General features: G+C 51.1%; 21 protein-coding genes. 6 read left to right on the top strand and 15 right to left on the bottom strand.

Features of this window, described 5'->3' with window-relative positions; all coding sequences use genetic code 11:
- Nucleotides 1–17: 17 nt before the first annotated feature.
- The 5 genes from DWX33_RS04390 to DWX33_RS04370 form a co-directional block, all read right to left on the bottom strand.
- Entirely contained in the window at nt 18–1307 is a 1290-nt protein-coding gene (locus tag DWX33_RS04390; protein WP_122379912.1) for an ABC transporter permease, read from the bottom strand.
- Between the two features lie 75 nt (nt 1308–1382).
- On the bottom strand, nt 1383–2681 hold the full coding sequence (locus DWX33_RS04385) for an ABC transporter permease (protein WP_122379911.1): 1299 nt from the start codon (nt 2679–2681) through the stop codon (nt 1383–1385).
- Nucleotides 2682–2698: 17 nt separating this feature from the next.
- Complete coding sequence (locus DWX33_RS04380; RefSeq protein WP_122379910.1) at nt 2699–4018, bottom strand: ABC transporter permease; 1320 nt, start codon at nt 4016–4018, stop codon at nt 2699–2701.
- 76 nt (nt 4019–4094) lie between these two features.
- Entirely contained in the window at nt 4095–5363 is a 1269-nt protein-coding gene (locus DWX33_RS04375) for an ABC transporter permease (protein WP_122379909.1), read from the bottom strand.
- A gap of 9 nt (nt 5364–5372) precedes the next feature.
- Nucleotides 5373–6674, bottom strand: a complete 1302-nt coding sequence (locus tag DWX33_RS04370) for an ABC transporter permease (protein WP_122379908.1) — start codon at nt 6672–6674, stop codon at nt 5373–5375.
- A 141-nt stretch (nt 6675–6815) separates the two neighbouring features.
- On the opposite strand from DWX33_RS04370, the gene DWX33_RS04365 reads away from it, so the two are divergent.
- Nucleotides 6816–7601, top strand: a complete 786-nt coding sequence (locus DWX33_RS04365) for a DNA-binding domain-containing protein (protein ID WP_122379907.1) — start codon at nt 6816–6818, stop codon at nt 7599–7601.
- Between the two features lie 167 nt (nt 7602–7768).
- On the opposite strand, the gene DWX33_RS04360 is transcribed toward DWX33_RS04365, so the two are convergent.
- The 8 genes from DWX33_RS04360 to DWX33_RS04325 all read right to left on the bottom strand — a co-directional run bounded on the left by DWX33_RS04360 (nt 7769) and on the right by DWX33_RS04325 (nt 15922).
- A complete protein-coding gene (locus DWX33_RS04360) occupies nt 7769–8434 on the bottom strand; it encodes an ABC transporter ATP-binding protein (protein ID WP_005854666.1) in 666 nt (221 codons plus the stop codon).
- 227 nt (nt 8435–8661) lie between these two features.
- Nucleotides 8662–9933, bottom strand: a complete 1272-nt coding sequence (locus DWX33_RS04355) for an ABC transporter permease (protein WP_122379941.1) — start codon at nt 9931–9933, stop codon at nt 8662–8664.
- A gap of 4 nt (nt 9934–9937) precedes the next feature.
- Complete coding sequence (locus tag DWX33_RS04350) at nt 9938–11200, bottom strand: ABC transporter permease (RefSeq protein ID WP_005864764.1); 1263 nt, start codon at nt 11198–11200, stop codon at nt 9938–9940.
- A gap of 198 nt (nt 11201–11398) precedes the next feature.
- Complete coding sequence (locus DWX33_RS04345) at nt 11399–11749, bottom strand: addiction module toxin RelE (protein WP_121961829.1); 351 nt, start codon at nt 11747–11749, stop codon at nt 11399–11401.
- Nucleotides 11739–12020: a hypothetical protein gene (locus tag DWX33_RS04340; protein ID WP_005854659.1), complete on the bottom strand. Its 282-nt coding sequence runs from the start codon at nt 12018–12020 to the stop codon at nt 11739–11741. The genes DWX33_RS04345 and DWX33_RS04340 overlap by 11 nt, the downstream gene beginning before the upstream one ends.
- Nucleotides 12021–12070: 50 nt before the next feature.
- Nucleotides 12071–13339, bottom strand: coding sequence for an ABC transporter permease (locus DWX33_RS04335; RefSeq protein WP_122379940.1), 1269 nt, complete (start codon nt 13337–13339; stop codon nt 12071–12073).
- Between the two features lie 55 nt (nt 13340–13394).
- Entirely contained in the window at nt 13395–14666 is a 1272-nt protein-coding gene (locus DWX33_RS04330) for an ABC transporter permease (RefSeq protein ID WP_122379906.1), read from the bottom strand.
- An 11-nt stretch (nt 14667–14677) separates the two neighbouring features.
- Nucleotides 14678–15922, bottom strand: coding sequence for an efflux RND transporter periplasmic adaptor subunit (locus DWX33_RS04325; protein ID WP_005854652.1), 1245 nt, complete (start codon nt 15920–15922; stop codon nt 14678–14680).
- Nucleotides 15923–16202: 280 nt separating this feature from the next.
- Here DWX33_RS04325 and DWX33_RS04320 point away from each other — a divergent pair, with 280 nt between their 5' ends.
- The 3 genes from DWX33_RS04320 (at nt 16203) to DWX33_RS04310 (ending at nt 19060) form a co-directional block, all read left to right on the top strand.
- A complete protein-coding gene (locus DWX33_RS04320) occupies nt 16203–16931 on the top strand; it encodes a hypothetical protein (protein ID WP_005854650.1) in 729 nt (242 codons plus the stop codon).
- Nucleotides 16928–18094 (top strand): hypothetical protein, encoded by a 1167-nt coding sequence (locus DWX33_RS04315; RefSeq protein ID WP_005854648.1) that lies wholly within the window; start codon nt 16928–16930, stop codon nt 18092–18094. The genes DWX33_RS04320 and DWX33_RS04315 overlap by 4 nt, the downstream gene beginning before the upstream one ends.
- Nucleotides 18095–18226: 132 nt before the next feature.
- Nucleotides 18227–19060, top strand: coding sequence for a PepSY-like domain-containing protein (locus DWX33_RS04310; RefSeq protein ID WP_122368833.1), 834 nt, complete (start codon nt 18227–18229; stop codon nt 19058–19060).
- Between the two features lie 68 nt (nt 19061–19128).
- On the opposite strand, the gene galB is transcribed toward DWX33_RS04310, so the two are convergent.
- The gene (galB, locus tag DWX33_RS04305; protein WP_036613125.1) at nt 19129–21633 is read right to left on the bottom strand and encodes a beta-galactosidase GalB; all 2505 of its coding nucleotides are present in this window, start codon (nt 21631–21633) and stop codon (nt 19129–19131) included.
- Between the two features lie 87 nt (nt 21634–21720).
- Here galB and DWX33_RS04300 point away from each other — a divergent pair, with 87 nt between their 5' ends.
- Entirely contained in the window at nt 21721–23031 is a 1311-nt protein-coding gene (locus DWX33_RS04300) for an anaerobic C4-dicarboxylate transporter family protein (RefSeq protein WP_008773446.1), read from the top strand.
- A gap of 71 nt (nt 23032–23102) precedes the next feature.
- Here DWX33_RS04300 and DWX33_RS04295 read toward each other — a convergent pair whose 3' ends face one another.
- On the bottom strand, nt 23103–23462 hold the full coding sequence (locus DWX33_RS04295) for a thioredoxin domain-containing protein (RefSeq protein ID WP_005854641.1): 360 nt from the start codon (nt 23460–23462) through the stop codon (nt 23103–23105).
- A gap of 97 nt (nt 23463–23559) precedes the next feature.
- On the opposite strand from DWX33_RS04295, the gene ilvA reads away from it, so the two are divergent.
- On the top strand, nt 23560–24759 hold the full coding sequence (ilvA, locus tag DWX33_RS04290; protein ID WP_008773447.1) for a threonine ammonia-lyase: 1200 nt from the start codon (nt 23560–23562) through the stop codon (nt 24757–24759).
- The last annotated feature ends 143 nt before the right edge of the window (nt 24760–24902 follow it).

The raw sequence follows: 24902 nt of genomic DNA, 5'->3' as shown, positions 1-24902 counted from the left end.
TCATCCAACGCGGGAGATTAATGAACATTCTCGTTGAGAGCCGAGATGATACGCATCCTTGAGGCTCGCCAAGCCGGGATGCCGGCGCTCAGCAGGTTCAACGCAAGACAAGCAAGGAACGCGTAAAGGAAGATCAATGGATTGAACATCATCTCCGCATTGACGAAGGTGCGACCGATACCCATCGATGCCGTGCCCGTATCCAGCAACCAATCGGACAAGAGCAGTACGGAGGCGTATGAGAAAAACAAACCTAACACACCTCCCAGCAAGGTCTGCAACAGATTCTCGTAGAGTACCTGCGTCAGTAATTCCGAGCGTGTCGCCCCGAACGCCTTCCTCACCCCGATCTCCGCCATACGTTTACGCATCCGGCTTTGCGTGATACCGCTCATGTTGATGGCAGGGATCAGCAAAAGGACAAGAACGATGATAACATATTTCATGACCAGTTCCCGTACATTTGGCTCAGAGAAAGCGTCCTCGCGAGCCAAATCGCCCAAATGGGTATCGGGTCCTCCTCCAATTTTCAGCAGGTGCGTGCTTTGTGATTCGTTAAGGCGAGCGATATTCGCCTCGGCCTCGGAGTGGATCGCGTCAAAATCGGCGGACGAACTAGCGAGGATATAACAACGGAAGCCCCCGATGAGACGGTCGGAACTATCATCATACAGGGAATTGTCGGTGGTATAAGGCAGCCAGACATCGCCATAGGCAGACTCGGCCAGCAGGGAGACATCCCGCACGACGGCACGGATGGTATAGGGCACGTAGCTGATCTCGACGGTACGGCCTACAACCTCGGTCGTGCCATAGAGCCGACGTGCCACGGACTCGCTTACCACAGCATCCATGATGCCACTTTGCACTTCTTCCTCGCCATAAGGCTTACCGGAGAGGAAGCGAAAGTTGAAGATGCTCCAGAACGCCGCGTCCGTAAAGGTCACGTCGCACTTGAACTCCACCGTATGATCCGCCACTGCCGCCAAGCGTTGCACGCCATGATAGGCCATGCCCACCTTCTCGGCAGAGCGCAAGGGATAGAAACAATCTTTCACCACCCGGGAAGCGAGAAGGTAGCAGTCGTTATAAGATTCGTTCTCTTTGTAGGAGGCACGGGTATCACTGACGTACATCATCCGGTCCCGATAGTCTTCCGGTGAGTAATTGGCGGTACGCATCTGCCATACGATCACGATCACCATGATCATGCAAATCGCCAAGGCCGTACCAAAGATAGAGACTCCGGAAAGGAGCTTGTTCTCTTTCAATAAGGCCCAGGCTTGTTTCAAATAGATCTTGTACATATTTATTCAATTTAATTATACTATCAGTCGGTGGGAGACGGGGCACGCCCCGTCTCTACAACCGGGTATTATCTGTTATCCGTCATACCGCAGCGCCTCGGCCGGCTCCATCTCGGCGGCCTTGCTGGCGGGGAGCCAGACGGCGAGCAGGATGACGATAGCCAGCAGTATCCATGTCAGGATATTCACCAGCAAGAAACGGAGCGGCAGGATCGCCGGCCAGTAATGCTCCGGCAAGGTCCCTTTGGGGATGTCCAAGAAGCCGACCATCACGAATTGAGCTTCTATCAACAAGGCGAGCGGGGTAGCCATGAGTAACAGACATATGCCCTCACGAGCCATCTGGCTACGTATCTCTTCGCGGGGCGAACCGATCGCCATGCGCAACCCGATCTCTCCCCGGCGCATCCGCACCCGGTACCAGAACGTACCCATCACGCAAAGCAGGATATTCAGTCCCAAGAAGGCCATCAACGCCATACGGACCCGGTAATCGTAGGTAACGCCAAAGGAATAATCGGTATCGGCCTTGATCCGGTCATAGGAAGTCAGGCGTTTCAGGTAGAAGTTCCCCACCCGAAGCTCACGGCTCATCTTCTCCCGGAACGTATCGGCGAAACGAGGACCAGCCACGGCAGGATCGATCCGTATGAAATAATTCATCTCGGGGATCTCCTCCACCGAGGGACGGATCGCGAAGAATGCGGCACCTTGAGGTAAACGATTATCAAAACGCTTGATATCCTCTAAGACACCCTTTACGATATAAGTCGGCCCCTCCTCGTCAAAAGGGTCTTTTACCCCACGTCCTACAGCGGAAGCCTCTCCAAATACCTTTCGCTCCACCATCCGAGTGATTAATATAGCATGGGGGTCTCCCCAATCAAAATCCGATATAGATACCGCACGTCCGTCTTTGGCGTACGAATGGTTGAAGACCGACAGGAAATCCGTGGAAGGATCGATCGTATACCTCATGGCCGCTTCCCGCTTGCTCGTATCGGCCACGTCCGCCAAACCCATGCCGTAATAACAGCCGGTATAAGGCATGGAGTAACAGCCCGAGGCCGCACCCATCGCCTTCACCCCCGGATAATCGCGCAGGCGGTCTTTTATCCGCTCATAATTTTCCAGCATGGCGATCGAGTCGCTCTCGGCGGCTCGATAGTCGGGGGAGGTTTCCGGCAAGAGGCCCATTTCTACCTGCCAGACATTCGCGTAGTCACGTCCGGAGGGGAGACTACGGTTATAGATCTCCACGAAGAAGTAATCCACCATGTACCACGCCAGACAAAAGGCGAGCAGCAACTCCACGCACACCCACACGTTGCTACGCCAGCGGTTCATCAATTGTATCCAAGTCATTTTCCACATATCTTTCTTCCCTCCATTTAAGCGTTCAACGAATCAACGATAGGTCGCCTTGACGCACGCCAAGCGGGCCACAACGCCGACATCAGGTTTAACAGGAAACATACGCACAAAGCGATCAAGAAGACCCACGGGTTTAACAGCATCCCCATGGAAAGCGATACGTCCACGCCATCCGGGGCGGCCTCCGAAAACCCCTTGCCGACCTTGAAGACCCACGAACTGGCGAACGTCACCAGCAGGAAGGAGAACAGCAGTCCCACCAAGCCGCCCAGCAGCGTATACAGGAAGTTCTCTATCAAGACCTGTCCGATCAACGACCCCTTGGGAGCCCCGAAAGCACGCCGCACGCCCAGCTCGCCCAGACGCCGTTCCATGCGGGAATCGGCCATGCCCGAGAGGCTGACGGCGGGGACGAGCAGCAGGAGCAGGAAAATCACCCCATAACGGCTCAAGTCTCCCACGATATCCGGCTCCACGTTCGACCAATACCGGAAGATACTCTCCCAATGGCGATCCGGCTGCCCAAGAAGGGAGAACTCACGTTTGCCATCCACGTCCAACGATTGGTTGAAGCGACGCACGTTATCCGCCACCGCTTCCCGCACCTTGCCGATGTCCGCCTTATCCTTCACGAGCATATAGACCCTCAAGGGCCCCAGCCCGGGCATATGCGCCTCCGAGTATCGGACCCGCTCCTCGAAGTCGGGCGCTTGGGTGTACGGGTACCAGACCTGCGAGAAAACCCGATCCATCAGGAAAGATACGTCGTCCACCACGCCCACCACACGAAATGAGGTAAAGTCGAGGCTCAAGGTCTGCCCCACCGCACTACCTTCTCCATAAAGCCGCTTGGCCAGTGAGCGGGCGATTACCGCCACGGGCATGCCCGACCGGAAATCGGCCTCGGTGAAAGGCTTACCCTCCAAGAAACGGAAGGAGAATACTTTCCAGAACCCATCGTTCACCCCCATCTTCATGACCGGTACCTGCACGGGACTGCCCACCGGCTGCACGAAAGCGGAAGTGGCATCATCATAACGTAACGCCAACGCCTCCAAACCGGGTACACCCACGAGGCACTCTTTCACGAAGCGGGGCGATACCGGGCTACTGCTCGTTCCCCCTTTCTCATTCTTCAGCGTGGCGCTCTTCACGGTCAGCAACCGGTCCCGGTCCATCTCCGGATAAATAGAAGCCATTTTCACGTAAAACACGATGGACAGCACCATCACCAGCGAGATCGCCAACCCCGTCCCCACGATATAGACCGAGCTGAACAGCCGTTCTTGCCGGATCAGGGCCCATGCTTGTTTTAAGTAGATCTTGTACATATTCATTCGATTTAAATATTCTATCAGTCGGTGGGAGACGGGGCATGCCTCGTCTCTACAACCGAGTATTACCTGTTTTCTATTATCCGTCATACCGTAACGCGTCAGCCGGTTCCTGCCGGGCCGCCTTACGGGCCGGGTACCAGATAGCCAAGAAGACGACGAGCGCCAAGACACCCCCTGTCAGCAGGCTAATGGCCGTGAAGCGGATCACGCCGCAGGGCACGATATCGGCCACCGCCAGATTCAGGCAGATCAGCAAGCCCGGCACGGAAGCGATCGTCAGCAGCAACAAGCCCTCGCCGATCATCAGCCCCTCTATACCCTTGCGGGTGGAGCCCATCGCCATACGTAGCCCCAACTCCGAACGGCGACGGCTCACGTGAAACCAGAACGTACCGATCACCGCCAGAAACACGTTCACCAAGAAGAACAATCCCATGGCCGATACCAGCCGATGGGCGCTCGTCCGCTCCGAGTTCTCGAGATAAAAGGCCCGTATCCCTTCGTAGTCCCTCACTTCCGATACCCAGTAATTACCCACCATCAAAGATCTACTCATTTCCTTACGGAACTTGGCGGCGTAGTTGGAGGTAGAGACCTCCGGACGGGTGCGGAACGTGATCTGCACTCGCGTGAGTCCCTTCTCGTCCAACTGGCCCTTGCCGAACATCCCCCGCAAGTCCAGTGGAGAGAAGACACTATGCTGATTCCGGGAATCGTACTCGGAGTTTCGTACCGGCTCCGTAACCGCTATCACGTGACAGGGCACGGTATCGTTGTAATTATAGATCTCGGCCCCGATCACGTCGGTATGGCCGTATAGCTTGCTCGCCAGATCGGCGGAGAGGATCATCTCCCTCCCCTCCCGAAGCCCCGACAGGGTCTGCCCCAGTCTCTCCGGGCTTTCTCCCGTAGCGGAGCGGATGCCGAACACCCGGAAATACCCCGGCGAGACGATCATTGCCCGCACCCGCTGGTTGATCGAGTCTTTCAAGACTCTGCTGCCGATGTTCGAGTCGGTATAAGGCAGCGAATAATACGAGAGCCCTACCACCTCCACGTCGGGATGCCGCTCGATACGCTCCACGATACGCTCGATGTTCCGCACCGGCTCCTCGCTCCCCTCCTCGTAGGCGATGAACGAGGGACTGTCGGACGGCCGTATGGCGAGCGTCACGTTGTACACGTGATCCAGCTTGAAGCCCACCGGCATCCGCGTCAGCATCCCTTGCGCCACGAAGTAGTACATCATGAACCACAGGATCACGAATACGACCAGCAGTTCCACCAGTATCCAGCAGCTTCCTCCCAAACGGGACCTTATCAACTTTAATAGATGTATTACCATAGCCGTATCCTATTTATCGTTCAACGCATCCGTTATACTCACCCGCACGGTACGCCAAGCGGGTATCATCGAAGAGAGCAGGTTCAGCGCCACGCAGACAGCGAACGCGTAGGCGAACACCTCCATATTCAGCAGCATCCCCGGCGAGAGGAAGATATCATTACCCGCCCCGGAGCCCATGCGATACAAACCGGGGGAAAGAAGGATGCCCCGGAATACAAACACCAGCACGTACGAGAACAGCAGTCCCGCCATGCCCCCGGGCAACATCAGCAGCATATTCTCCCAGAAGACCTGCCCCATCAACGTCTTCCGCGACGCCCCGAAGGTCTTGCGTACGCCTAGCTCAGACACCCGGTCTTGCATCCTCGAGGCGTTCAGGCCCGAGAGGTTCAGCGCCGGGACTAGCAGGAAGAGGAAGAGGGCGACGCCCAAGACGATATACGTCTCCGGCCCGAACAACCGCGACAATAACCGGTCGCCGAACGAGCAGGGCGGCTCCACTCTCACCTGTCCCTCCCGCAAGCCGCTGTTGTAGCGTCTTACTCCCTTCTCCAACTCGGCGGAGAGGGCCGGAAGGTCCGAGGCGTCACGCAGCAGGCAGTTGGCGAGCAGCAGTCCCACCGAGCCTTCCCGCTCCTCCAAGGCGGTATCCATGATACTTGCCATCGAGGTGTAGGGTACCCACGCCTCGGCGTAAACGTCGGAAGCGACGGCGGATATATCCTCCACCACGCCGCTAATCGTATATTCTATATCGTTGATCAAGACGGTCTGACCGGCTACCTCGGTACGCCCGAGCAGGCGGCGTGCCAAGGAACGGTCGAGCACCACGCGGGGCATCCCGGAAAGGAACTCGGCACTGGCGAACGGCTTCCCGTCCAAGAAGCTGAAACGGTAGACTTGCCAGAACGCATCATCGCATCCCATCAATTGTACTTTCGGCGACTCATCGCTACCCGGCGCTTGGATGAAGATGTCCCCCACCTCGTAAGGCATGATGGCGGCGTTGGTGGTGACCGCCACTTTCTCGGGTGTCTCGAGGCCGTAGAGGACCTCCTTCACGAACCGGGGCCCGCAACCGCTGTTCAACGAGCCTTTGCCCCCGTTGAACTCATACGATACGTTCGATACGTAGCCCATCCGGTCCCTGCTCACCTCCGGGGCGATATTCGCCGTCCGGATATGATAGACCACCGCTATGGCCATCACCATCGAGATCGCCAAGCCCGTACCGATGATATAAACGGCGGTGAAGAAGCGATTCTGCCCCATCAAGGCCCAAGCTTGTTTAAGGTATACCTTGTACATCGTTCATTATTTGTTAGTTCGTTTTATGGGTATCTGCCACCTGCTTTCCGTAATTATTATACGCTTGGCATGTATTTCCAAATACTATTCATGTTATCTTTCTTATCTTTGCCACTCAATCATTCATTAAACCACGAGATCATGGATAAAGAAATACCTAAGTCGGAGCTGCCCAAGCCGTTTCGCAAGCTGAGCATCCGCGTCAGCAAGAGCCACCTGCCCGGTAACGCGAGCTATAAGGGAAGCGTCGTATGGCAACGTACGCTCAGCATCGATGACATCGCCGCCCGTGTCGTAGACAAACGGAGCGAGTATCGCAAGGAGACGCTCATCACCACCTTCAACCTCCTCAAGCGGGAGATCTACGACGCCATCGAGGAGGGCTACAACGTGGACTTCGGCTTCGGGCGGACGGAACTGACCGTGAACGGGCCTTTCGAGACCCTATACGAGAAGTTCGACCCCGACCGCCATACACTCGCCCCACGCCTGCGCCCCGCACCGCAACTGAAGCAGCGGGTGGGCAACCTCCGGGCCGTGAACGAGACCTACCAGCTAGCTTACAACTCAATGCCCCGCCCCACCTACGTCAGCCTCCGCATCCAGCCCCGCACGTCCGACAGCGACGAGCCTTACAACCAACTCCCCGCAGGCGAGCATCCCTTCATCTCCATCTATGGCGATAGGCTGAAGCTAGCGGGCGACTCTCCCGAGGTGGGCCTTACGCTACGCTCCGTCGAGACCGGCGACGAGCATTTCTACCCCGCCGCCGATATGCTCGTCAACAGCGGGCAGCGGCTCTGCTTCGTCCCCGGCTTCGCTTTCGGGGCAGGCGAGTGGGAAGCCATCGTCTGCACCCAGTTCACCCCGACTTATCACCTTTATAAAGAGCCTCGGTATGGTACGCTGACCTTCACCGTGATATGAGGTATCGAGGCACTACGGGTGATACCTTGCCTCATACGTTTGAGGTATCATACCTCATAGCTTTGAGGTGTCATGCCTCATAGGTTTGACGTATCGTACCTCATAGCTATGAGGCAAGATGTCACCCGTGGTGCCTCACACATGGAGATCCCCCCTATGCGGCTCCCTTACTGCACCTGCCTTCCATCGAAGAAGCGCACGGTGCGGCTGGTTTGCTTGGCCTGCGCCTCGTTGTGGGTTACCATTACGATGGTGCGGCCGTCCTCCTTGTTGAGTTGGTGGAGCAGGTCCATGACCTCGATACCCATCTTGGAGTCCAAGTTACCGGTCGGCTCATCGGCGAGGATGATGTCGGGATTACCTACGATCGCACGGGCGATGGCCACGCGCTGGCATTGACCGCCGGAGAGCTGCGTCGGGAAATGGCGCATACGGTGGCTGAGGCCGACCTTCTCCAGCACGGCCTCGGCCAGCTTGCGGCGCTCCGAGGAGGATACCTTGCGATAGAGCAAGGGAAGCTCCACGTTGTCCAGCACGTTCAGGGAATTGATCAAGTGAAAGCTCTGGAACACGAAACCCAGTTGCTTGTTACGGAAAGCGGCCAACTCCTTGTCGCTCATGCCCACCGTGTTCACGCCGTTGATCTCGACCGTACCGGAGGTAGGCAAGTCCAGCAGGCCCATGATGTTCAATAAGGTGGATTTCCCGCATCCGGAGGGTCCCATAATGCTGAGAAACTCGCCTTGCTGTACCTCTAGGTTCACGTTTTCCAACGCGACTGTCTCTATCTCTTTCGTACGGTAAATCTTCTGTAAATTCGTTAGTTTGATCATGACTGTAATATTTTAATTGTTATTGTTTGACTCTTGTTATTGTTAAACTCTTGCTATCGCTAGGCTTTGCCACCTAAAAGCAAATTACGTGCCAGAAACGTATCTCATTGATTCCATGACATCTCCATAAAAAAGTACTGTCCGTTATCGAACAGTCGATTCATTTCCGAACAGTCGGTTCGTTTCCGGACACGGATGCCCGTGCCATCCGTGCCGTCCGTGTCCGATCATTCCTGCCGCAAGGCGTCCGCCGGATGCATCCGCATGGCCCGGTAAGACGGGAAACTAATTCCCACGACAATCATCGCGGCCATCACCGCATACGAGAAGACGAAGCCGAACAACAGGCGTGAGGCCATGTCGGGCGGTATCTCCGAGCCTTGCGTCACCTCCATATACAGCAGGTTGGCGAAGATGGCGGCGGAGGGGATGAAAGCGATGGTGAGTAGCGCCAAGCCCTCCTTCACCAATTGCCAGAATATGCCCTTGCGGGTGGCTCCCATCGCCATGCGGAGGCCGATCTCGGCGCTCCTTTGTTGCGTGCGGTACCAGAAGGTTCCCACCACGCCGAGCAGGACATTCAGCAGGAAGAAGGCGATGCCCGCCACGTAAAGGCGGACTTGATCCAACCAACGCTCAAGGAACTGGTCCCGGTAATGGGACATCGGGAAAACATCCTTCAAATAGATATTACCCATGCGCAATTGCTGCTCCATCTCCTTCCGGAAATCGGCGGCGAAAGCGGCGCCGTCCGCGCCGGGCTTCACCCGGATGAAGGTGTTCAAGCCCTCTCCGACCCAATCGCCCTCCTCGGCCACCTTGTTCTCGTCCACCAGCTTATAGTAAGCGTAATCATAGCCGGTGAACTCGCAGTAACGTTGTTTCTCGCAGACACCACCGATACGGTAGGCCACGCTATCACGAGAGCCTTGGTCGGTGATATAGATCTCTTGGCGCACGGCCGCCGCAAGATCGCCGAAGAAGCTGTCGGCGACCGTACCCGTCACCACCACTTGGTTGTCACGCAGGGCGTCCACCAACTCCGAGGGGGACCCGCCTTGTGCCGTCTTTACGTCGAACACCTCGAAATAGGTGGGCGATACGTAACGCACGAAGCCATTACGGATCAACGAGTCCTTCCGGAACGTGGCGTATTGGTTCGATCCCCGGTAATGGAAATGCACGCCGGTGGTGAAACAGATTGATTCCACGGAGGGGTTCCGGCGGATGCGATCCATCAAGGTCAGATAATCCCCGCCTCCCCGTTCGCTATGCACGGAGGTCGTGTCATAGTCGGGACTTTCCTCCGGGATCACGCCGAAGCTCACGTGATACGTATGTTCGATATTGAAACCTAATGATCGCGAGTAGAGTTTATACATCACGAACAAGGCGTCCGCCGCATACCAAAGGAAGATAGAGACCACGAGCATTTCCAACCAGATAAACAAGTTCCCCTTGCGCTCGTTCCAGAGTTGTTTTAGAATCATCTTATACATAGCGTCAACCATTTATAGAGTCCGTAATATTCAATCTTGACATTCGCCAAGCCGGGAGGCCGGCGGAAAACAGGTTCAGCACGAGGCAGAACAGGAAGGCGGCGATAAAGACCGCCCCGTTAAACATCCCGGTGGAAAGCCCCGTCTTCCCCAGCGAGGTGACCAGCAACCAGTCCCTCAGCAACAACATGGCGCCGTACGACATCGCCAATCCCAGCAGCCCGCCGAGCAGGGTCAAGACCATGTTCTCGGACAGCACTTGCCAGAGGATGGTGCCTTGCGTGGCCCCGAAAGCCCGGCGTACGCCAAGCTCGGCCATCCGGCGGCGCATCCTCGACAGGGTGATGCCCGATAGGTTCAAGGCCGGAACCAGCAGGAGGATGAAAAGGATGATGCCGTAACGGACGTAGAGGTAGAAGAGGTTCGCCCCGAACTCGCTACCGCCGCCGATCCATTCCTCGATCTGGGTGGAGGGCTGGTGAAGGATATCAGCCTTGACATCCCGGGTCTTGGCGTTGAACTCCTCGACCTTCCGCAGCGCCTCGGTCCTCAACTCCTCCCTCGTGACGCCCGGTTTCAGCAGGACGCAACAGCTATACGAGCCGTTGATGCCCTCTTGGTATCCCCCGTCGTCCCGCACCGTGTAAGGGATCCAGACCTCCGCCCACGCTTTCGAGGCGAACCGGGATACGTCCTTCACGACCCCGCAGATATTGTAGACGATGAAATCGAGCTTCATCTCCCGCCCCACGACTTGGTCCGTGCCGAAAAGGGCCAAGGCCACGCTCTCGCTGATCACGGCGTCGCGGATACCGCTTGTGAAAGCCGCCGGGCTGAAGGGGCCTCCTTGCAGGAAATCGAACTGGAAGATCTTCCAGAAGGCGGTATCCGTATAAGAGATGTAACTCGTCCGGTTCTTAAGCCCGTCCATGGACGAGGCGGTCAACGGCCTGTAGCGATCCATATTGATGGCGGTAACAGCCTCCGCCCCTTTCAGCGGATAGCAGCATTCCTTCACCAAGGGCAGTCCCAACGACGAGTAGGAGATGCGCCGGTTATCATCCTTGCCATTGCTCATGACGGTCGTTATGTAGCAGGTGCGGCCACGGTTTACCTCCGGCTTGAAACTCGCCGTATTCACGACATACAGGATGACGATCACCATGATCATGCAAATGGCCAAGGCGGTACCGAGTATCGAGATCACGCTCAACAGCTTGTTCTCCCCGATCATCCTCAACGCTTGTTTAATGTATTGCTTTATCATAAACCTTTGTATTATAAATTATCTATTACCCGACTAAAACAGTGATTGTTTGTTATCGTCCGACTTTGTGCCCCTACGGAGGCAAATAACGTGCCAAAAACGTAACCGCCTGATTCCTAACATCACCCCGTAAAAAAAGCTGTCCGATAACGAACACTTGATTCGTTATCGGACAGCGATTATGGACAGTTTCAGATTTTATAATTCCCAACGTAAGGATCTCAGCAGTTCATCGATCTCGGCTGCCGAAATGGAGTCACGGTCGGCCTTATCGTAGATCGTGAGGAGAACAACCGTACCCTCATTATCTGCGCAGACAATGGCCTCCGTGTAAGTAATCACTCTCGCCCCATGGCTCTTTCCTTTTCCCTTGGAGGCGATGGCCATGCGTACCTTGCGAACGCCTTTGCCTAAGCTCGTCCCTTGATCGGGGTTCTCGCTCAAAGACTTACCCAAAGCCGATAAATCAGCCTTCAATGAGCTATACTTCTTACAGAGACGTTTGAACTCTTTATCGAAGTCTTGATGGGTTTTTATCCTATACCTCATTGAGCAACTCACTTAAGTCTCTAAACTTATGCCCCACATCCTTGCCCTCACGCAAATCCTTCACGTCTTGCAGGGCATTCCTTAGCCCCGCCAAGATCTCCTCCTTGGTAGGCTCTGCGTAATCGTCTGCCGGCTTCTCTACCGGGGTGGCCTTTCCAAAGGCAGCCATCTTCATACGGCGGACGCTGTCGAGGGCCTTTTTGATCAACTGTTCATCCTCCAAAGACATCACCTCTTGCAGTAACGACATTTTTAATTCTATAGCTGTCATAAGCTTGCTCCTTTCTCATTAATAAATTGACAGACGCAAAGATAGACAATTTATTCGTAATGCAACGCCTCCGCCGGAGCCATCTTTACCGCCTTGCGGACAGGGAACCAGATTCCCATGCAGATCATGCCGGCCATCAGGAGGTAGGAGACGCTGAGGGTTACTAGAAAGCGGAGGATGGAGAGGGGCTCGCGGTAGGAATCCAGCTTATCCAAAAAGGCCATATTGAAGACGAAGACCAGTAGGATCGGCACAGTGATCGCCAAGAGGCCCAGACCTTCCAGATACATGTACTCGCCCAGCCTGCCCCGGCTGGAACCGATCGCCATGCGGAGACCGATCTCGCTACGCCGCCGCTCGGTACGCAACCAGAACGTACCTACGATACCGAAGAATACGTTCACGAGCAGGAAGGCCATCATGGAGAGTTTCTTGCTGTTCTCGTTCTTGGTAAACCGGAGTTGGTCATCACGCTGGTCGGCAAGGAGGGTGACACCGTGGACGAAGGTGTTATTTACCGTCATCCGATCCGCTGTTTTCTCCAAGAAAACGTACATCTCATCCTCGGTCATCGGGCGTTTCGTACGTACCGATAGTTCAGCGCTCCTTACGCCGAAATTCTTCACGAACTCCTGCAATGACTCACCTTTCAATATCGTGAAAGCGCAGTTCTCCGGACGGTCGAAGTCATTGCTACGGAAGGTAGGAAGGACAGCGGCGATCGTGAAAGGCTCGGAAAGGTCGTCATTCTCCGAGATCTGCCGGCCTATGGCGGACTGCCCCCCGAAGAAGAAATCCTCCGCCTCCGCCGTCACGACGAGCGGGCGGTAAGCGTTCTCCACCAGCGGGGTGATGGCACGGCCCTCCTTATCCTTCATACGGAATACATCGAAATAAGAAGGAGATACTTTCAGCTTGTGGTAGTTCTGTCCTACCGCCTTCGAGGTATCAGCGCCCAAGGGAAGGAGCGTACCCCACGAACTTCCGTTTGAATAAGGCATGGACCAATACGTAACACATACTTCCTCGACCTCCTGCTCTTGGCGGATACGTTCCATAAGCTTCAACAAATCCTGTGTCGCATTCGAGTCGTAAAGTGAGTCGGGCACATAACCCGGGGCGTTCGACGAGAGCGTGGAAAGCTTGAAACGCCACGTATTCGAGATATCATATCCCATCGGGGCGTTATAGCAGCGCACATCCACCCATAACTTATCCATCATAAACCAAAGGGCGCACATCACGATAACCAACTCGCCCAGTATCCAGCCGTTGCTCTTGCGCTGGGCCCATATTATTTTAAATATATGCTTAATCATAATTTGATAGTTGATAGTTGACAATTGACAACTCATTGTTCATTATTCATTGGATTCACTCATTCCCCTTTAACGCTTCTACGATCGGTTGCCGTGTCGTACGCCATGCCGGTATCCCGGCGCTTAATATATTCAGCAAGAACGTAAAGATAAGGGCGGAGATAAATAAGCCCGGTTTAATAAGCATAGGCGCCGTAAGGCTCACGTTCTCGCTCAACATGAAAGGCTTCCCTACCACCAGCAACACCATCGAGAGACCGATACCGATCACGCCACCGATCAAGGTCAGCACAAAGTTCTCCGATAATATCTGCATCAAAAGATTCTGCCCCGTAGCCCCGAAAGCCTTACGTAAACCGATCTCTTCTTTCCGCTTCTGCACAGACGATTGGATCACGCCCGTTAAGTTCAGCGCCGGTACCAAGAGCAAGAAGAATAGGAAAGCGCCCGATCCGGCCAAGAAGGTAGGCCAGTCCACCTTTTGAAAAGCGCCGCTTCCCATGGCCGTATCCAACTGGGAAAGTAGCCCGGAAGGGAAACCTACGTTATAATCGGTCTTGCTGTCATTGTAGCGACGGACCTGTTGGTCTAGCTCCGAGCGTATGGCATCGAAGTCGGAAGAGGAACGAGCCAATAAGGCCACGCTGAAATAACCGGCCATATTCTCCCCATACTCCCCATTTACACGGGTCAGGGCCTCATTGCTGCTATAGGGTATCCATACCTGAGCGTAGGAACTCATCAATGAGGAAGGTACGTCACGCACCACACCGCAGACGGTGAAAGTGATAAAATCCATCACGACCTGCCGCCCGACGGCCTGTCCCGTTCCGAACAAATCGGTCGCTACTTGTTCCGACAGCACCATCTTCGGTATACCGGATTGAAAATCAGCCTCGCTAAAGGGGCCTCCTTCCACGAAAGGATGGTCGAATATTTTCCAATGGCCCGCATCCGTATAACAAATCTCATACTCCTTGAAAAGCCGTCTATTGGGCAATGACAAGGAATGGCTATCACTACAATAGCCGGATACGGCCTCTGGTTTCCGCAAGGTATAGAAACATTCCTTCACGACCTCGCTGGACATGCCTCCACGATTACGATCCGATTCTCCGGGGGATTTCGAACCGACCTCCGTACCCCAGACATACATAAACCTAGACCGATTGGACTCAGGGGCATATCCCGTGGATTTAATCTGGAACACCAATACCATCACCAACACCATGGCGATCGCAAGGGCCGTTCCCGAAATAGAGATTACGCTTACGAGCGTATTTTCACGCAGCATTTGAACCGCTTGTTTGATGTACTGCTTATACATAATTCGAATCGTTATTTCAATTTCAGTTTATTCTTTTCCTTGAAGCTTGTCATATCGGAAACGACCACCTCGTCACCCGGTTCCAAGCCATTGACTACTTCTACATACTCAAAGTTGCTGTCTCCCAGCTGTACCTTCCGCTTGATCAATTGGTCTCCGTTGACAACAAACAACTCATACTCTCCTTTCCCGACGTAGAACGAGGCGTTGGAAATACGCAGCACATCGTCCTTGATGGCATTCATCACGTATACATCGGTCTTCAAACCGGAGCGCAAGCGGCGATGATTATCCTCCTCCAACTGTACCGTGAAAGAGATTACACCGTTCTTCGATAAGGGGGTAACATCGCTAACCACCCCATCCAGTTTATCGTTGCCGATCTTTACGACGGCTTTGCTACCGGCGGCGATCCGGTCACCATAGGTATCGGCGATCTCCCCCTCTATTTTGAAATGGGACAAGTCGGAGACGATAGCGACACGACTGCCTTGAGAGACTTGGGCACCTACCTCGTTGTTCACGTAGGTCAGGATCGCCTTGCGGGGAGAGCGTATCTGGGCGTCTTCCAAGGTACGCTTCGTCTCGGCTAGGCTCTTTCGGAAGATGTTCAGGTCGAGTTCTTTCACTTTATAATCGGCATCCGTCAAGGATTTCTCGTTCTCATATTTTTGCTCATCCTCTTTCAGTTTCAAGACGCTAACGTTATAGTCCAGTTCCACTTGACGGACCTTATCGGTCGTTCCGGCGCCTAGGCTATCCAGATAACGCTCGTTGCGCAACTCCACTTCCTTTCGGTTCAGTTCCATGCGAGAGACTTTCAATTGCATCTCCATCTCGGAAAGCTTATTGCGGTTTTGGATACGGAGTTGATCCAATTGGAGGCGTTTCATTTGCTCCTCGTCCAATTGTTTCTTATAATCCGTCTCGGCACTGAGCAAGTCCAGTTTCAAGATCGGAGTACCTACATCCACGGAATCGCCTCCCTTTTTATAAATCTCGACGATACGGGAGTTGATCGGTGAGTTGATGATTTCCTCGAAAGCAGGAACCACCTTGCCTGACGCGCTAACGGAAACCTCGATCACTCCTTTATCTACCGTTGAAAAAACCAAGTCCTTCCGTTGCAGGCTGGTTTGCATGAAACCGATCACCCCGCCTATTAAGACAACGGCAATACCAATCCCCGCCCCCAGCTTTATAAACTGTTTACGCTGCTCCTTCTGCCGAACCTCTTTTGATATCTCTCTGTCCATATTTCGTTTGTTTTTATTTTCCACCCTCCAAAGAGCAAACCCCGTGCCAAAAACGTAAGTGATTGATTTATTGAAGAAATAAAACAAAAGAGATGTCCGATATCGAACACTGTGTCCGCTTTTGTACGAAAACAAAGACATCAGCAATGAGAATCTACAGATATTCAATCATAATTAACATATAAATACTTGATTATCTTTACAAAAAGGACTATTTTTGGGAAAATCCATAATCAAGGAATACCAATCTTATATTATTTACCCTAAATTCTAAAGAGAGATGAAAAAAACAGTAACTTTCGTTTGGAGCATTTTCCTCCTCGTGTTTATATCGATAGATATGAACGCACAATCAATAAAAAGTTGGGATTACCCCATAAAACCAGGAACGGAGGCTTGGCAAGCATTATCCACACATGAGGATATGCTGAAAGCCTGCCAAATTCCGGCAGAGATATTAAAAACGGTATCAACAGAAGAGCTTATAGAACTTTGCCTTGCTTACCCATTATTAGGTGACATATTCGCTTACAATGGAATACAGGAAGGCATTAGCAAGGTTTCCGCACGTTTTAACGGGTTACAAGAGTTATTCAAAAGGAAAGACAATGCTTCTTTGCTATTTGAGAAGATGAAAAAACAAGAATTACTGAAAGCAGGAGTGTTGACTTCCATAGAAATAGGTAATGAAATTAGTCGGCAAATGGTAATCGAGGCTCTTCTGTCTAATGAGACGATATTATCTAATACAAATAATCTTTTACAGCAAGAGATCTCCTCCGAAGCCGTAAAGAGACTCCTTTACAAACAAAACAACCCGGATATTTATGGACAATATGGTCTAAAAACCGTAGTCTATCTCCTAGGTCGAAGTCTAGAACGGATAGACAACAAGACCATTACGCCCAAATTTAAACAATTCACCATCGATGAAAAGCTAACGGGCAGTAATGTAATCGAAGAGTTATTAAAACAATACATTGTAACCTTTAATAAATTGAGATCATGAAAAAAGTATTATACTATTTAATAATCATGCTGGCATTCACGCTGAACGCATGTGACAATGAAATGGATAATATGCAAGGAGGTGATAAAGAAATCTTGACATCCAGTTCAGAAATTGTCATTAAAGACGGAAAGATAACATATCCTAAATGGTTGGTGAATGTAGTAGATTCTGTCGCTCACTCCCATGTCAAGGGAACAGACTATCCATACCCTTGGGTCTTTACTATTCAAGGAGATGGAAAAGAACACATTCTCGTTTTGGATGGGGTGAATTCTTGTGCTTCTTGCGGGCAATTACTATTCTTGCTTTCCGGAGAACGAATCGAAAAATTCCCCAATGAATGGATCACTATGGAGAATTTAAACATGATTTGGGAGCCGAATCTCAATGTTGAGACAAAAGCTCAAGGAGCAGCCGCTACTGTTTACACTCCTAACGGGACACTCGTTAATGACACTTACTACAGAAGTGAGGAATTATCAGCCTCACAAAAAGCGAGCCATGACCAATATTGTACAACAACCTATTCACAAGCAACTCTAATAAGTAGTTCAACAACCACTTACAATTGTCATGCCTATGCTTGGTATATGACAGAAGGCGGATCAGCAGTTTGGATGGGATGGACTATTAATCCCACAAACGTATATTGGTTAGATGGTAGTTATATATCAACAACAGGTGCCGCAACCAAAGTATCCTATCTTAGTGATAATCACTCTGCCGTAACGACATCTACGCCCAATATATTCATCTCCAAATGGGGGGAATACGCTCTTATGAGGCATCCCAAAGCTCATTGTCCCTTTGATGCATCAAGCTTAAAATATATGAAAAAAAATGATATGCCGACTGTTTATATAGGGAAGAGTCAAGAGGATTATAGTAGCGGCAGTTCCTCTATCAATGCGCCAGGGGGTAATGCCACGACGACTTTATATGCTTACACAAAGACAGGAACTCCGACCTCGTATAGCTGGAACGCTGAATTCTATGGAGAATGCGATAGATGGTACACTTATCCTTCCGGTAATCGATTAGATGTTAGTGTCTATCTAAACTCCCAACATTACGGTGGATCTCTTCGCATCACCTGCGCAATGTATAATGGAAGTTCTTTAATAGGCACAGCAACCTATTATTTGAACGTAAATCCGTAGCAATTATACAAGAACAAGGATCTCGTCGAAACAAGATCCTTGTTCTTGATTCAATATACTTAAATCGATTTCGCTCAAAACTTTTCCGATAGACCTGTTGTTCTATGCCCAAAACTTATAAACGCAAAATGTATGAACACAAGACTTATCCTATTCACATGTATAGCCGGTCTGACTCTCTTTTTCTCTGGCTGTAGCAAAAATGATGATGATCATCAAGGTATTATCCCTCTCCCCCCGGTAGAGAACGCTTTTCAAGAGAAATATCCCGATGCCAAGAACCCTGTTTTTGAGATCGAAGGTAACTATTATGTGGTAGATTTCAATAATGAAGGTTCCGAGACAACCGCTTGGTTCACGGATCAAGGCGTATGGATGATGGAAAAGATAGACATCTCTTTCGCCCAATTACCGGCAGCGGTATCCACCGCCTTCAAACAAGGCTTTTACTCAAATTGGACCGTGGATGACACGTACGCCATCAATCGCCTAAATATGGGAATCGTTTACAAGATCGAGGCGGAGCAGTCCAATAGCGAAGTAGACCTGTATTATTCACAGTATGGAAACCTGATCAAAGCCGTGGACGATGAGATCAATAATGACGCACCGATCGTTATCCCGAAAGAGGTCAGCAACCTGATGGAGATCACTTTCGCCAACGCCGAGTTGCTGGATATCCAACAGAACAGCCTAGGTTACGAGCTGGATATGATCGATAACCAGATTTATAAAGTGGCGCAATTGAATAAGGATTACAGGTGGCAAAGTACCACATGGGCCATGTCCGAGCAAGAGGTTCCGCAGATCGTGATGCAAGGCTTCGAATCCTCCGCTTACGCTAGCGACAAGGTACAGTCAATATATACGTTATTGAATGCCAATGGCACCTTCTACCTATTCAAGGTTTCACATAACGGGCAGGACGAGACGATTACCTTTGATGTATTCGGGAATATCGTATAAAAAAGCCGCGCGATTCACAGCCGTCTCCGGACTTGAATCGCACGGTTTGCGTTATATGATAATCAAGCTTATTTACTGATCAATTCCAAGGTCGCCCCTTTTACTCCCGGCGCGGAAGCCTCGAAATAGATCGTTCCCGGTTCCTCGGCCGTCTGCACGATAGCGGTAAGTTGCCCGCTAAACAGTTTCATTTCCGGAAGATGGAAGAGTTCCAGACTGGCGCTATTTCCATTTGCCGCCGCACGGTAGGCTCCGGCACCACGAACCTTAAACTGGATCTGTCGGGTATCATCCGGACAAAGGTTCCCGTTCTTGTCTACGACTCTAACATTGATGAAAGAAAGGTCTTTTCCATCAGCCGTCAATTGGTTACGATCGGCGGATAACTCAATATGATGCGGCTTCCCTGCGGTATGAACCTCCTCCTCGGCCACAGCGTTACCCTCCTTGTCATAAGCGACCACCTTCAAAGTTCCCGGCTCGTATTTGGTATCCATCCACATCAAACGATATCGTTTCTGGCGCTCGAAACTCTTTTGAGCCGCTTCGGTATAACTACTATCGATACCGATGCTTAGATCTTTCGTACGTTTCCCTTGGCTCTTTCCGTTAATAAACAATTCGGCGGAAGGATAATTGGTATAAACGAATACGGGTGTCACCTCCCCCTCACGTCCCGGCCATGTCCAATGCGGCAGGATATGCAAGGTCTTGGCGCTTTTGTTCCAATGACTACGGTATAGATAGTAACGATCCTTGGGGATACCCGCCAAATCGATAATACCGAACAAGGAGCTATGGCTTGGCCAATTCGTATAATAAGGAGTAGGCTCGCCCAGATAATCAAATCCTGTCCATACGAATTCCCCGATACAATACGGAAGGTCCTCATGCTGGATAAAATCGTCTTCCGGCAGATTAGACCAGCTGCAATGCTCCACGTCGTACGAGGAACTTTGGTGATCCTCATAGACAGCCATCGCCTTACGCTCTACCGGGAATTTATACACCCCTCGTGAGCTAACCGTGGAGGCAGTCTCGCTTCCCAAGATTATCCCTTGGGGTAATTTCTGGTAATTCACCTGATACCGGAACGGACGATAATTAAATCCCGCCACATCCATTACCGCCGCCATATTATTATTCACGACGGCATCCGGGGCATCCATACCTTGCGTCACCGGACGAGTCGGGTCTTCCCGATGGCAGATATCCTGTAAGAACTTGGAGATCTTACAACCGCTCTCATCCCATTGGTTAGGCACCTCGTTACCGACGCACCACATCACGACGCTCGGGTTATTCCGGTAATGATGTACCAAATTCACGAGGTCTTTCTCCACCCATTCGTCGAAAATCAAATTATAGCCGTTCGCGCATTTCGCCTTGTTCCATTCGTCGAAGCTCTCTGCCATCAACATCATACCCATCTCATCGCAAGCCTTTACCAACTCGGGAGCCGGCATATTATGGGAAGTACGGATAGCGTTGCATCCCATGTCCTTCAAGATCCGGATCTGACGACGGATAGCGGCATCATTGACGGCAGCCCCTAACGGGCCTAAGTCATGGTGATTACAAACGCCTTTGAATACCGTCTTCTCACCATTCAAGAAAAAGCCTTTATTCGGAATGATCTCGATCGAACGGATACCGAATGGGGTCGTATAGAGATCTTTCAGTTGATCGCCCTCATAGAGACGAGTCTCCGCAGAATACAAGGCAGGCATATCCGGCGACCATAAAGTCGGGGTCTGGATGATAAACTCTTGGGAGAGGCTATTATCATTGTACTTAATCTGTGAGAGAGGCGTAGTCTGCTCCGTCAACTTTTGCCCGTTCGGATTCCATACACTGGTTTTCACGCTATACTTGCTGGCATCGGCCCCTTCCGGCAGTACGATTTTCGTCTGTACATTGACTTTCGCAAATTCCTTCGTGGCGGTCGGGGTCGTAATATAAGTTCCCCAGACCGGGATATAGGCGTTTTCCGTCACGATTACATGTACATTCCTATATAGTCCCGCTCCCGGATACCAACGGGAGGATTCCGGCAAGTTCTCAAGGCGAACCGCCAAGGTGTTCTTTTTCCCCGGGATGAGCTGTTTCGTGATATCGAAATAGAAAGAATTATAGCCATACGGCCAATACCCAACCTCTTGCCCGTTCACGTAGACCTTGGCATGGCTCATCGCACCGTCGAACAGGATCGTGGCACGCTTCCCATCCGTAAATTGAGGAACCTCAAACTCGGTCCGGTACCAGCCGACTCCCACGAAAGGCAAACCTCCGGTTCGGCCGGCATGTTCCATGGCCTCCGTTTGTCCGTCTTGGGCGATAGCGACCTCTTGCTTATCATTCTGAGAGCTGAAAGGGCCGTAAATCGCCCAATCATGCGGAACGGTCACCGATTGCCACTTACTATCATTGAAAGTAGGATTGATAAACTCCGGGCGGTCTTCCCGGGTGAACTTCCAATTCTTTTCCAACAGGAACTCACTGCGTACTTGCGAGAAAAGCGCAGGGAAAAGGCAAAACAAACCGATCAAAATAGCGAAACTTGTTCTTTTCATTCGTTTTTTGTGTTTTTGTTATTCATAGCGGAACAAAAATAAGTATTTTTGTCTCCAATACAAACTAAATCAAAAGAATTGCACAGCATGTTGTTACAATTAGCTTTCGTTTTAATAGCCATCATTATAGGTGCCCGTATCGGTGGTATCGGATTAGGCGTGTTAGGAGGTCTCGGACTCGGTATACTCACCTTTGGATTCGGGCTCCAGCCCACTTCCCCTCCTATCGATGTCATGCTTATGATCGTTGCCGTAATAGCGGCAGCTAGTTGTATGCAAGCCGCTGGCGGACTTGATCTGATGGTTAAGTGGGCGGAGAAATTGCTTCGCAAGAATCCTCAACGAATCACGATATTAAGCCCGTTCGTCACCTATTTGTTTACCTTCATAGCCGGAACGGGGCATGTGGCTTATTCGGTCCTTCCGGTAATCGCCGAGGTCGCTACGGAAACGAAGATCCGTCCCGAACGTCCGATGGCGATCGCCGTGATCGCTTCCCAGCAGGCTATTACGGCCAGTCCGATATCGGCGGCTACGGTAGCCATGCTTAGTATGTTATCCGGATATCATATTTCCTTGATGAATATCCTTATGATATCTGTTCCTTGTACCTTATTGGGGGTATTGGCGGGAGCGATCTATTCTTTAAGGGTTGGTAAAGAATTGGATCAAGATCCGGAATACTTAAAGCGGGTAGCGAACCATGAGTTCAGCACGAAGCATTACGAGGCGAAAGGCGTTGAAAACCAAATGAAAGCGGCCTTATCGGTCTCTATATTTGTTCTCGCTACGATAGCGATCGTTATTTTTGGTTCTATGGAGTCCCTACGTCCGGTCTTTACCGTCGGCACGGAAAAGGTCTCGATGCAGATGTCACATATTATTGAGGTATTAATGTTGACAGCCTCCGCTTTCATCTTATTATTTACAAAAACAGATGGTATCAAGGCCGCACAGGGTTCCGTTTTTTCCGCAGGCATGCAAGCGGTGGTAGCGATCTTCGGTATCGCTTGGATGGGAGATACATTTATCGCCGGCAATATGACTGAATTAAAGGGATCTATCGAGCATATAGTTACACAGATGCCTTGGTTATTCGGATTGGCCCTTTTCGTAATGTCCATTTTATTATTTAGCCAAGCGGCTACCATTCGTGCGTTATTGCCGCTAGGGATCGCATTGGGAATCTCACCCTATATGTTGATCGCTTTATTCCCCGCCGTAAACGGTTATTTCTTCATCCCAAACTACCCGACAGTCGTAGCCGCCATCAACTTCGATCGTACAGGCACGACCCGCATCGGTAAATACATCTTGAACCATTCTTTCATGATGCCGGGATTGATAGCGACTGGGGTTTCTGTAGGATTGGGGTTACTATTCATTCAATTCATATAATAAGAAAGCAAAAAATAGAGACGCAGCATACACGCTACGTCTCTACACCCCACACCATATATCATATTATATTACTTCAACAATTTTTCCTGAATCAACTGCTTTAACTCCAGTTTTCCCATCGTGCCGATCATCATCTCACGGGGGCCGTCTAGCGGGCAAAACATCAAAGTGGGAATCGTTCGGATATTAAAGGCTGTCTCGAGTGCCTCCTCTTGATCTACATCCACCTTATAAATATAAATCTTCCCATCAAATTCTTTGGCAAACTCATCCAATATAGGGCTTAAGCGTTTGCAATAACCGCACCAAGGAGCGTGAAAATCTATGAGGCAAGGACGACTTCCTATATATTTCCAATCTTTGGGATTCGCCTCAAAATCACCGACATTGGCGATAAAACCATCTTTCGTTAAATCGATCACTACCATACTTCTCTATATTTTGATTTATAATATAACAAAGATAAGTATGAATAGGTTGCGGTATTTTTTATACTTTCGCGGCATCGTTTTAACAACAGACAGAATGCTCACACTTGATAAAATTTATCAGGCATCATATGCCTTGAAGACAGTCATCAGACGCACTGATTTAATCAGCGCTCCCAATATCAATCCGGAATCCCATATTTTTCTAAAACCAGAGAACTTACAAGTAACCGGATCGTTTAAAGTGCGCGGCGCTTGTTTCAAGATCGCCCAGCTTACGGAAGAAGAGAAATCGCATGGCGTAGTGGCTTGCTCGGCGGGAAACCATGCCCAAGGTGTGGCATTAGCGGCTACCGCTCATGGTATCAAGTCCTTAATCTGCTTGCCCGATAACGCTCCTATCTCTAAAGTCGAGGCTACTAAATCTTATGGGGCAGATGTATGCCTTGTCGAAGGTGTTTACGATGACGCCTATAACAAGGCTTTACAATTGAAGGATGAGAAAGGATACACATTTATCCATCCGTTTGATGATGAGGATGTGATCGCCGGACAAGGGACCATCGGTTTGGAGTTATTGGAACAACTCCCGGAAGTAGAGGCCGTAATCATTCCGATCGGAGGGGGTGGGCTGATCTCCGGAGTCGCCTATGCCATCAAGAACTTGAACCCGAATATCAGAGTTTACGGAGTGCAAGCCAAAGGAGCGCCCAGCATGTTAAACTCTATCGAGCATGGGAAAATCGAACGCCTCGAAGGTGTCCGTACCATAGCCGACGGTATCGCCGTAAAAGAACCGGGAATACATACTTTCGATCTTTGCCAGCAATATGTGGACGAGATCGTATCCGTGACAGACGATGAGATTTCCACCGCTATCCTCGCGTTGATCGAGCAACATAAATTAATCGCCGAAGGGGCGGGTGCCGTAGCCGTGGCCGCCGCCATGTTTAATAAAGTACCCATCAAAGGGAAAAAAGTAATCTGTTTGATTTCCGGCGGAAATATCGACGTGAATATCCTTTCCCGGGTAATCGGACGTGGTTTGCAGAAATCCGGCCGCTCTTGTTCCATGACGATCGAATTGGTAGACAAACCCGGACAACTACAGCACGTATCTGAAATCATTGCCTCTACCGGCGCTAACGTAGTATCCGTATATCACGAGCGTGTCAGCCATACGGCTGATATCAATGGCTGTTATCTGCGGTTGGAGATGGAAACAAGGAATCAACAGCAGATTAATGAGATCCGGCAATTACTCACCGTTTCGGGATATAAGATAGTGGAAGGATAAACAATTCGCCCCTAAGCATACAACTGATTGGCAAACCATTACTGTGCCACTACTTTCCATAGGCGTGGCACAGCCGTGCCATCCTAGTGGCACACTTGTGCCATCCTTATGGCATAGCTGTGCCATCACGGTGGCACAAGCGT

Source organism: Parabacteroides sp. AF19-14 (assembly GCF_003635485.1).
Lineage (GTDB): Bacteria > Bacteroidota > Bacteroidia > Bacteroidales > Tannerellaceae > Parabacteroides > Parabacteroides distasonis.
The sequence above is the reverse complement of the archived record's forward strand: the minus strand, read 5'-3'. Positions and strand labels throughout refer to the sequence as shown.

What these genes read in the sequence shown, in the direction of transcription:
- DWX33_RS04320 (WP_005854650.1), top strand. Translation starts at nt 16,203, where the DNA reads ATGAAAAAAACAGTAACTTTCGTTTGGAGCATTTTCCTCCTCGTGTTT.
- ilvA (WP_008773447.1), top strand. Translation starts at nt 23,560, where the DNA reads ATGCTCACACTTGATAAAATTTATCAGGCATCATATGCCTTGAAGACA.
- galB (WP_036613125.1), bottom strand. Translation starts at nt 21,633, where the DNA reads ATGAAAAGAACAAGTTTCGCTATTTTGATCGGTTTGTTTTGCCTTTTC.
- DWX33_RS04300 (WP_008773446.1), top strand. Translation starts at nt 21,721, where the DNA reads ATGTTGTTACAATTAGCTTTCGTTTTAATAGCCATCATTATAGGTGCC.
- DWX33_RS04295 (WP_005854641.1), bottom strand. Translation starts at nt 23,462, where the DNA reads ATGGTAGTGATCGATTTAACGAAAGATGGTTTTATCGCCAATGTCGGT.
- DWX33_RS04370 (WP_122379908.1), bottom strand. Translation starts at nt 6,674, where the DNA reads ATGTACAAGGTATACCTTAAACAAGCTTGGGCCTTGATGGGGCAGAAT.
- DWX33_RS04365 (WP_122379907.1), top strand. Translation starts at nt 6,816, where the DNA reads ATGGATAAAGAAATACCTAAGTCGGAGCTGCCCAAGCCGTTTCGCAAG.
- DWX33_RS04315 (WP_005854648.1), top strand. Translation starts at nt 16,928, where the DNA reads ATGAAAAAAGTATTATACTATTTAATAATCATGCTGGCATTCACGCTG.
- DWX33_RS04310 (WP_122368833.1), top strand. Translation starts at nt 18,227, where the DNA reads ATGAACACAAGACTTATCCTATTCACATGTATAGCCGGTCTGACTCTC.
- DWX33_RS04360 (WP_005854666.1), bottom strand. Translation starts at nt 8,434, where the DNA reads ATGATCAAACTAACGAATTTACAGAAGATTTACCGTACGAAAGAGATA.
- DWX33_RS04345 (WP_121961829.1), bottom strand. Translation starts at nt 11,749, where the DNA reads ATGAGGTATAGGATAAAAACCCATCAAGACTTCGATAAAGAGTTCAAA.
- DWX33_RS04380 (WP_122379910.1), bottom strand. Translation starts at nt 4,018, where the DNA reads ATGAATATGTACAAGATCTACTTAAAACAAGCATGGGCCCTGATCCGG.
- DWX33_RS04350 (WP_005864764.1), bottom strand. Translation starts at nt 11,200, where the DNA reads ATGATAAAGCAATACATTAAACAAGCGTTGAGGATGATCGGGGAGAAC.
- DWX33_RS04375 (WP_122379909.1), bottom strand. Translation starts at nt 5,363, where the DNA reads ATGGTAATACATCTATTAAAGTTGATAAGGTCCCGTTTGGGAGGAAGC.
- DWX33_RS04385 (WP_122379911.1), bottom strand. Translation starts at nt 2,681, where the DNA reads ATGTGGAAAATGACTTGGATACAATTGATGAACCGCTGGCGTAGCAAC.
- DWX33_RS04340 (WP_005854659.1), bottom strand. Translation starts at nt 12,020, where the DNA reads ATGACAGCTATAGAATTAAAAATGTCGTTACTGCAAGAGGTGATGTCT.
- DWX33_RS04335 (WP_122379940.1), bottom strand. Translation starts at nt 13,339, where the DNA reads ATGATTAAGCATATATTTAAAATAATATGGGCCCAGCGCAAGAGCAAC.
- DWX33_RS04355 (WP_122379941.1), bottom strand. Translation starts at nt 9,933, where the DNA reads ATGTATAAGATGATTCTAAAACAACTCTGGAACGAGCGCAAGGGGAAC.
- DWX33_RS04390 (WP_122379912.1), bottom strand. Translation starts at nt 1,307, where the DNA reads ATGTACAAGATCTATTTGAAACAAGCCTGGGCCTTATTGAAAGAGAAC.
- DWX33_RS04330 (WP_122379906.1), bottom strand. Translation starts at nt 14,666, where the DNA reads ATGTATAAGCAGTACATCAAACAAGCGGTTCAAATGCTGCGTGAAAAT.
- DWX33_RS04325 (WP_005854652.1), bottom strand. Translation starts at nt 15,922, where the DNA reads ATGGACAGAGAGATATCAAAAGAGGTTCGGCAGAAGGAGCAGCGTAAA.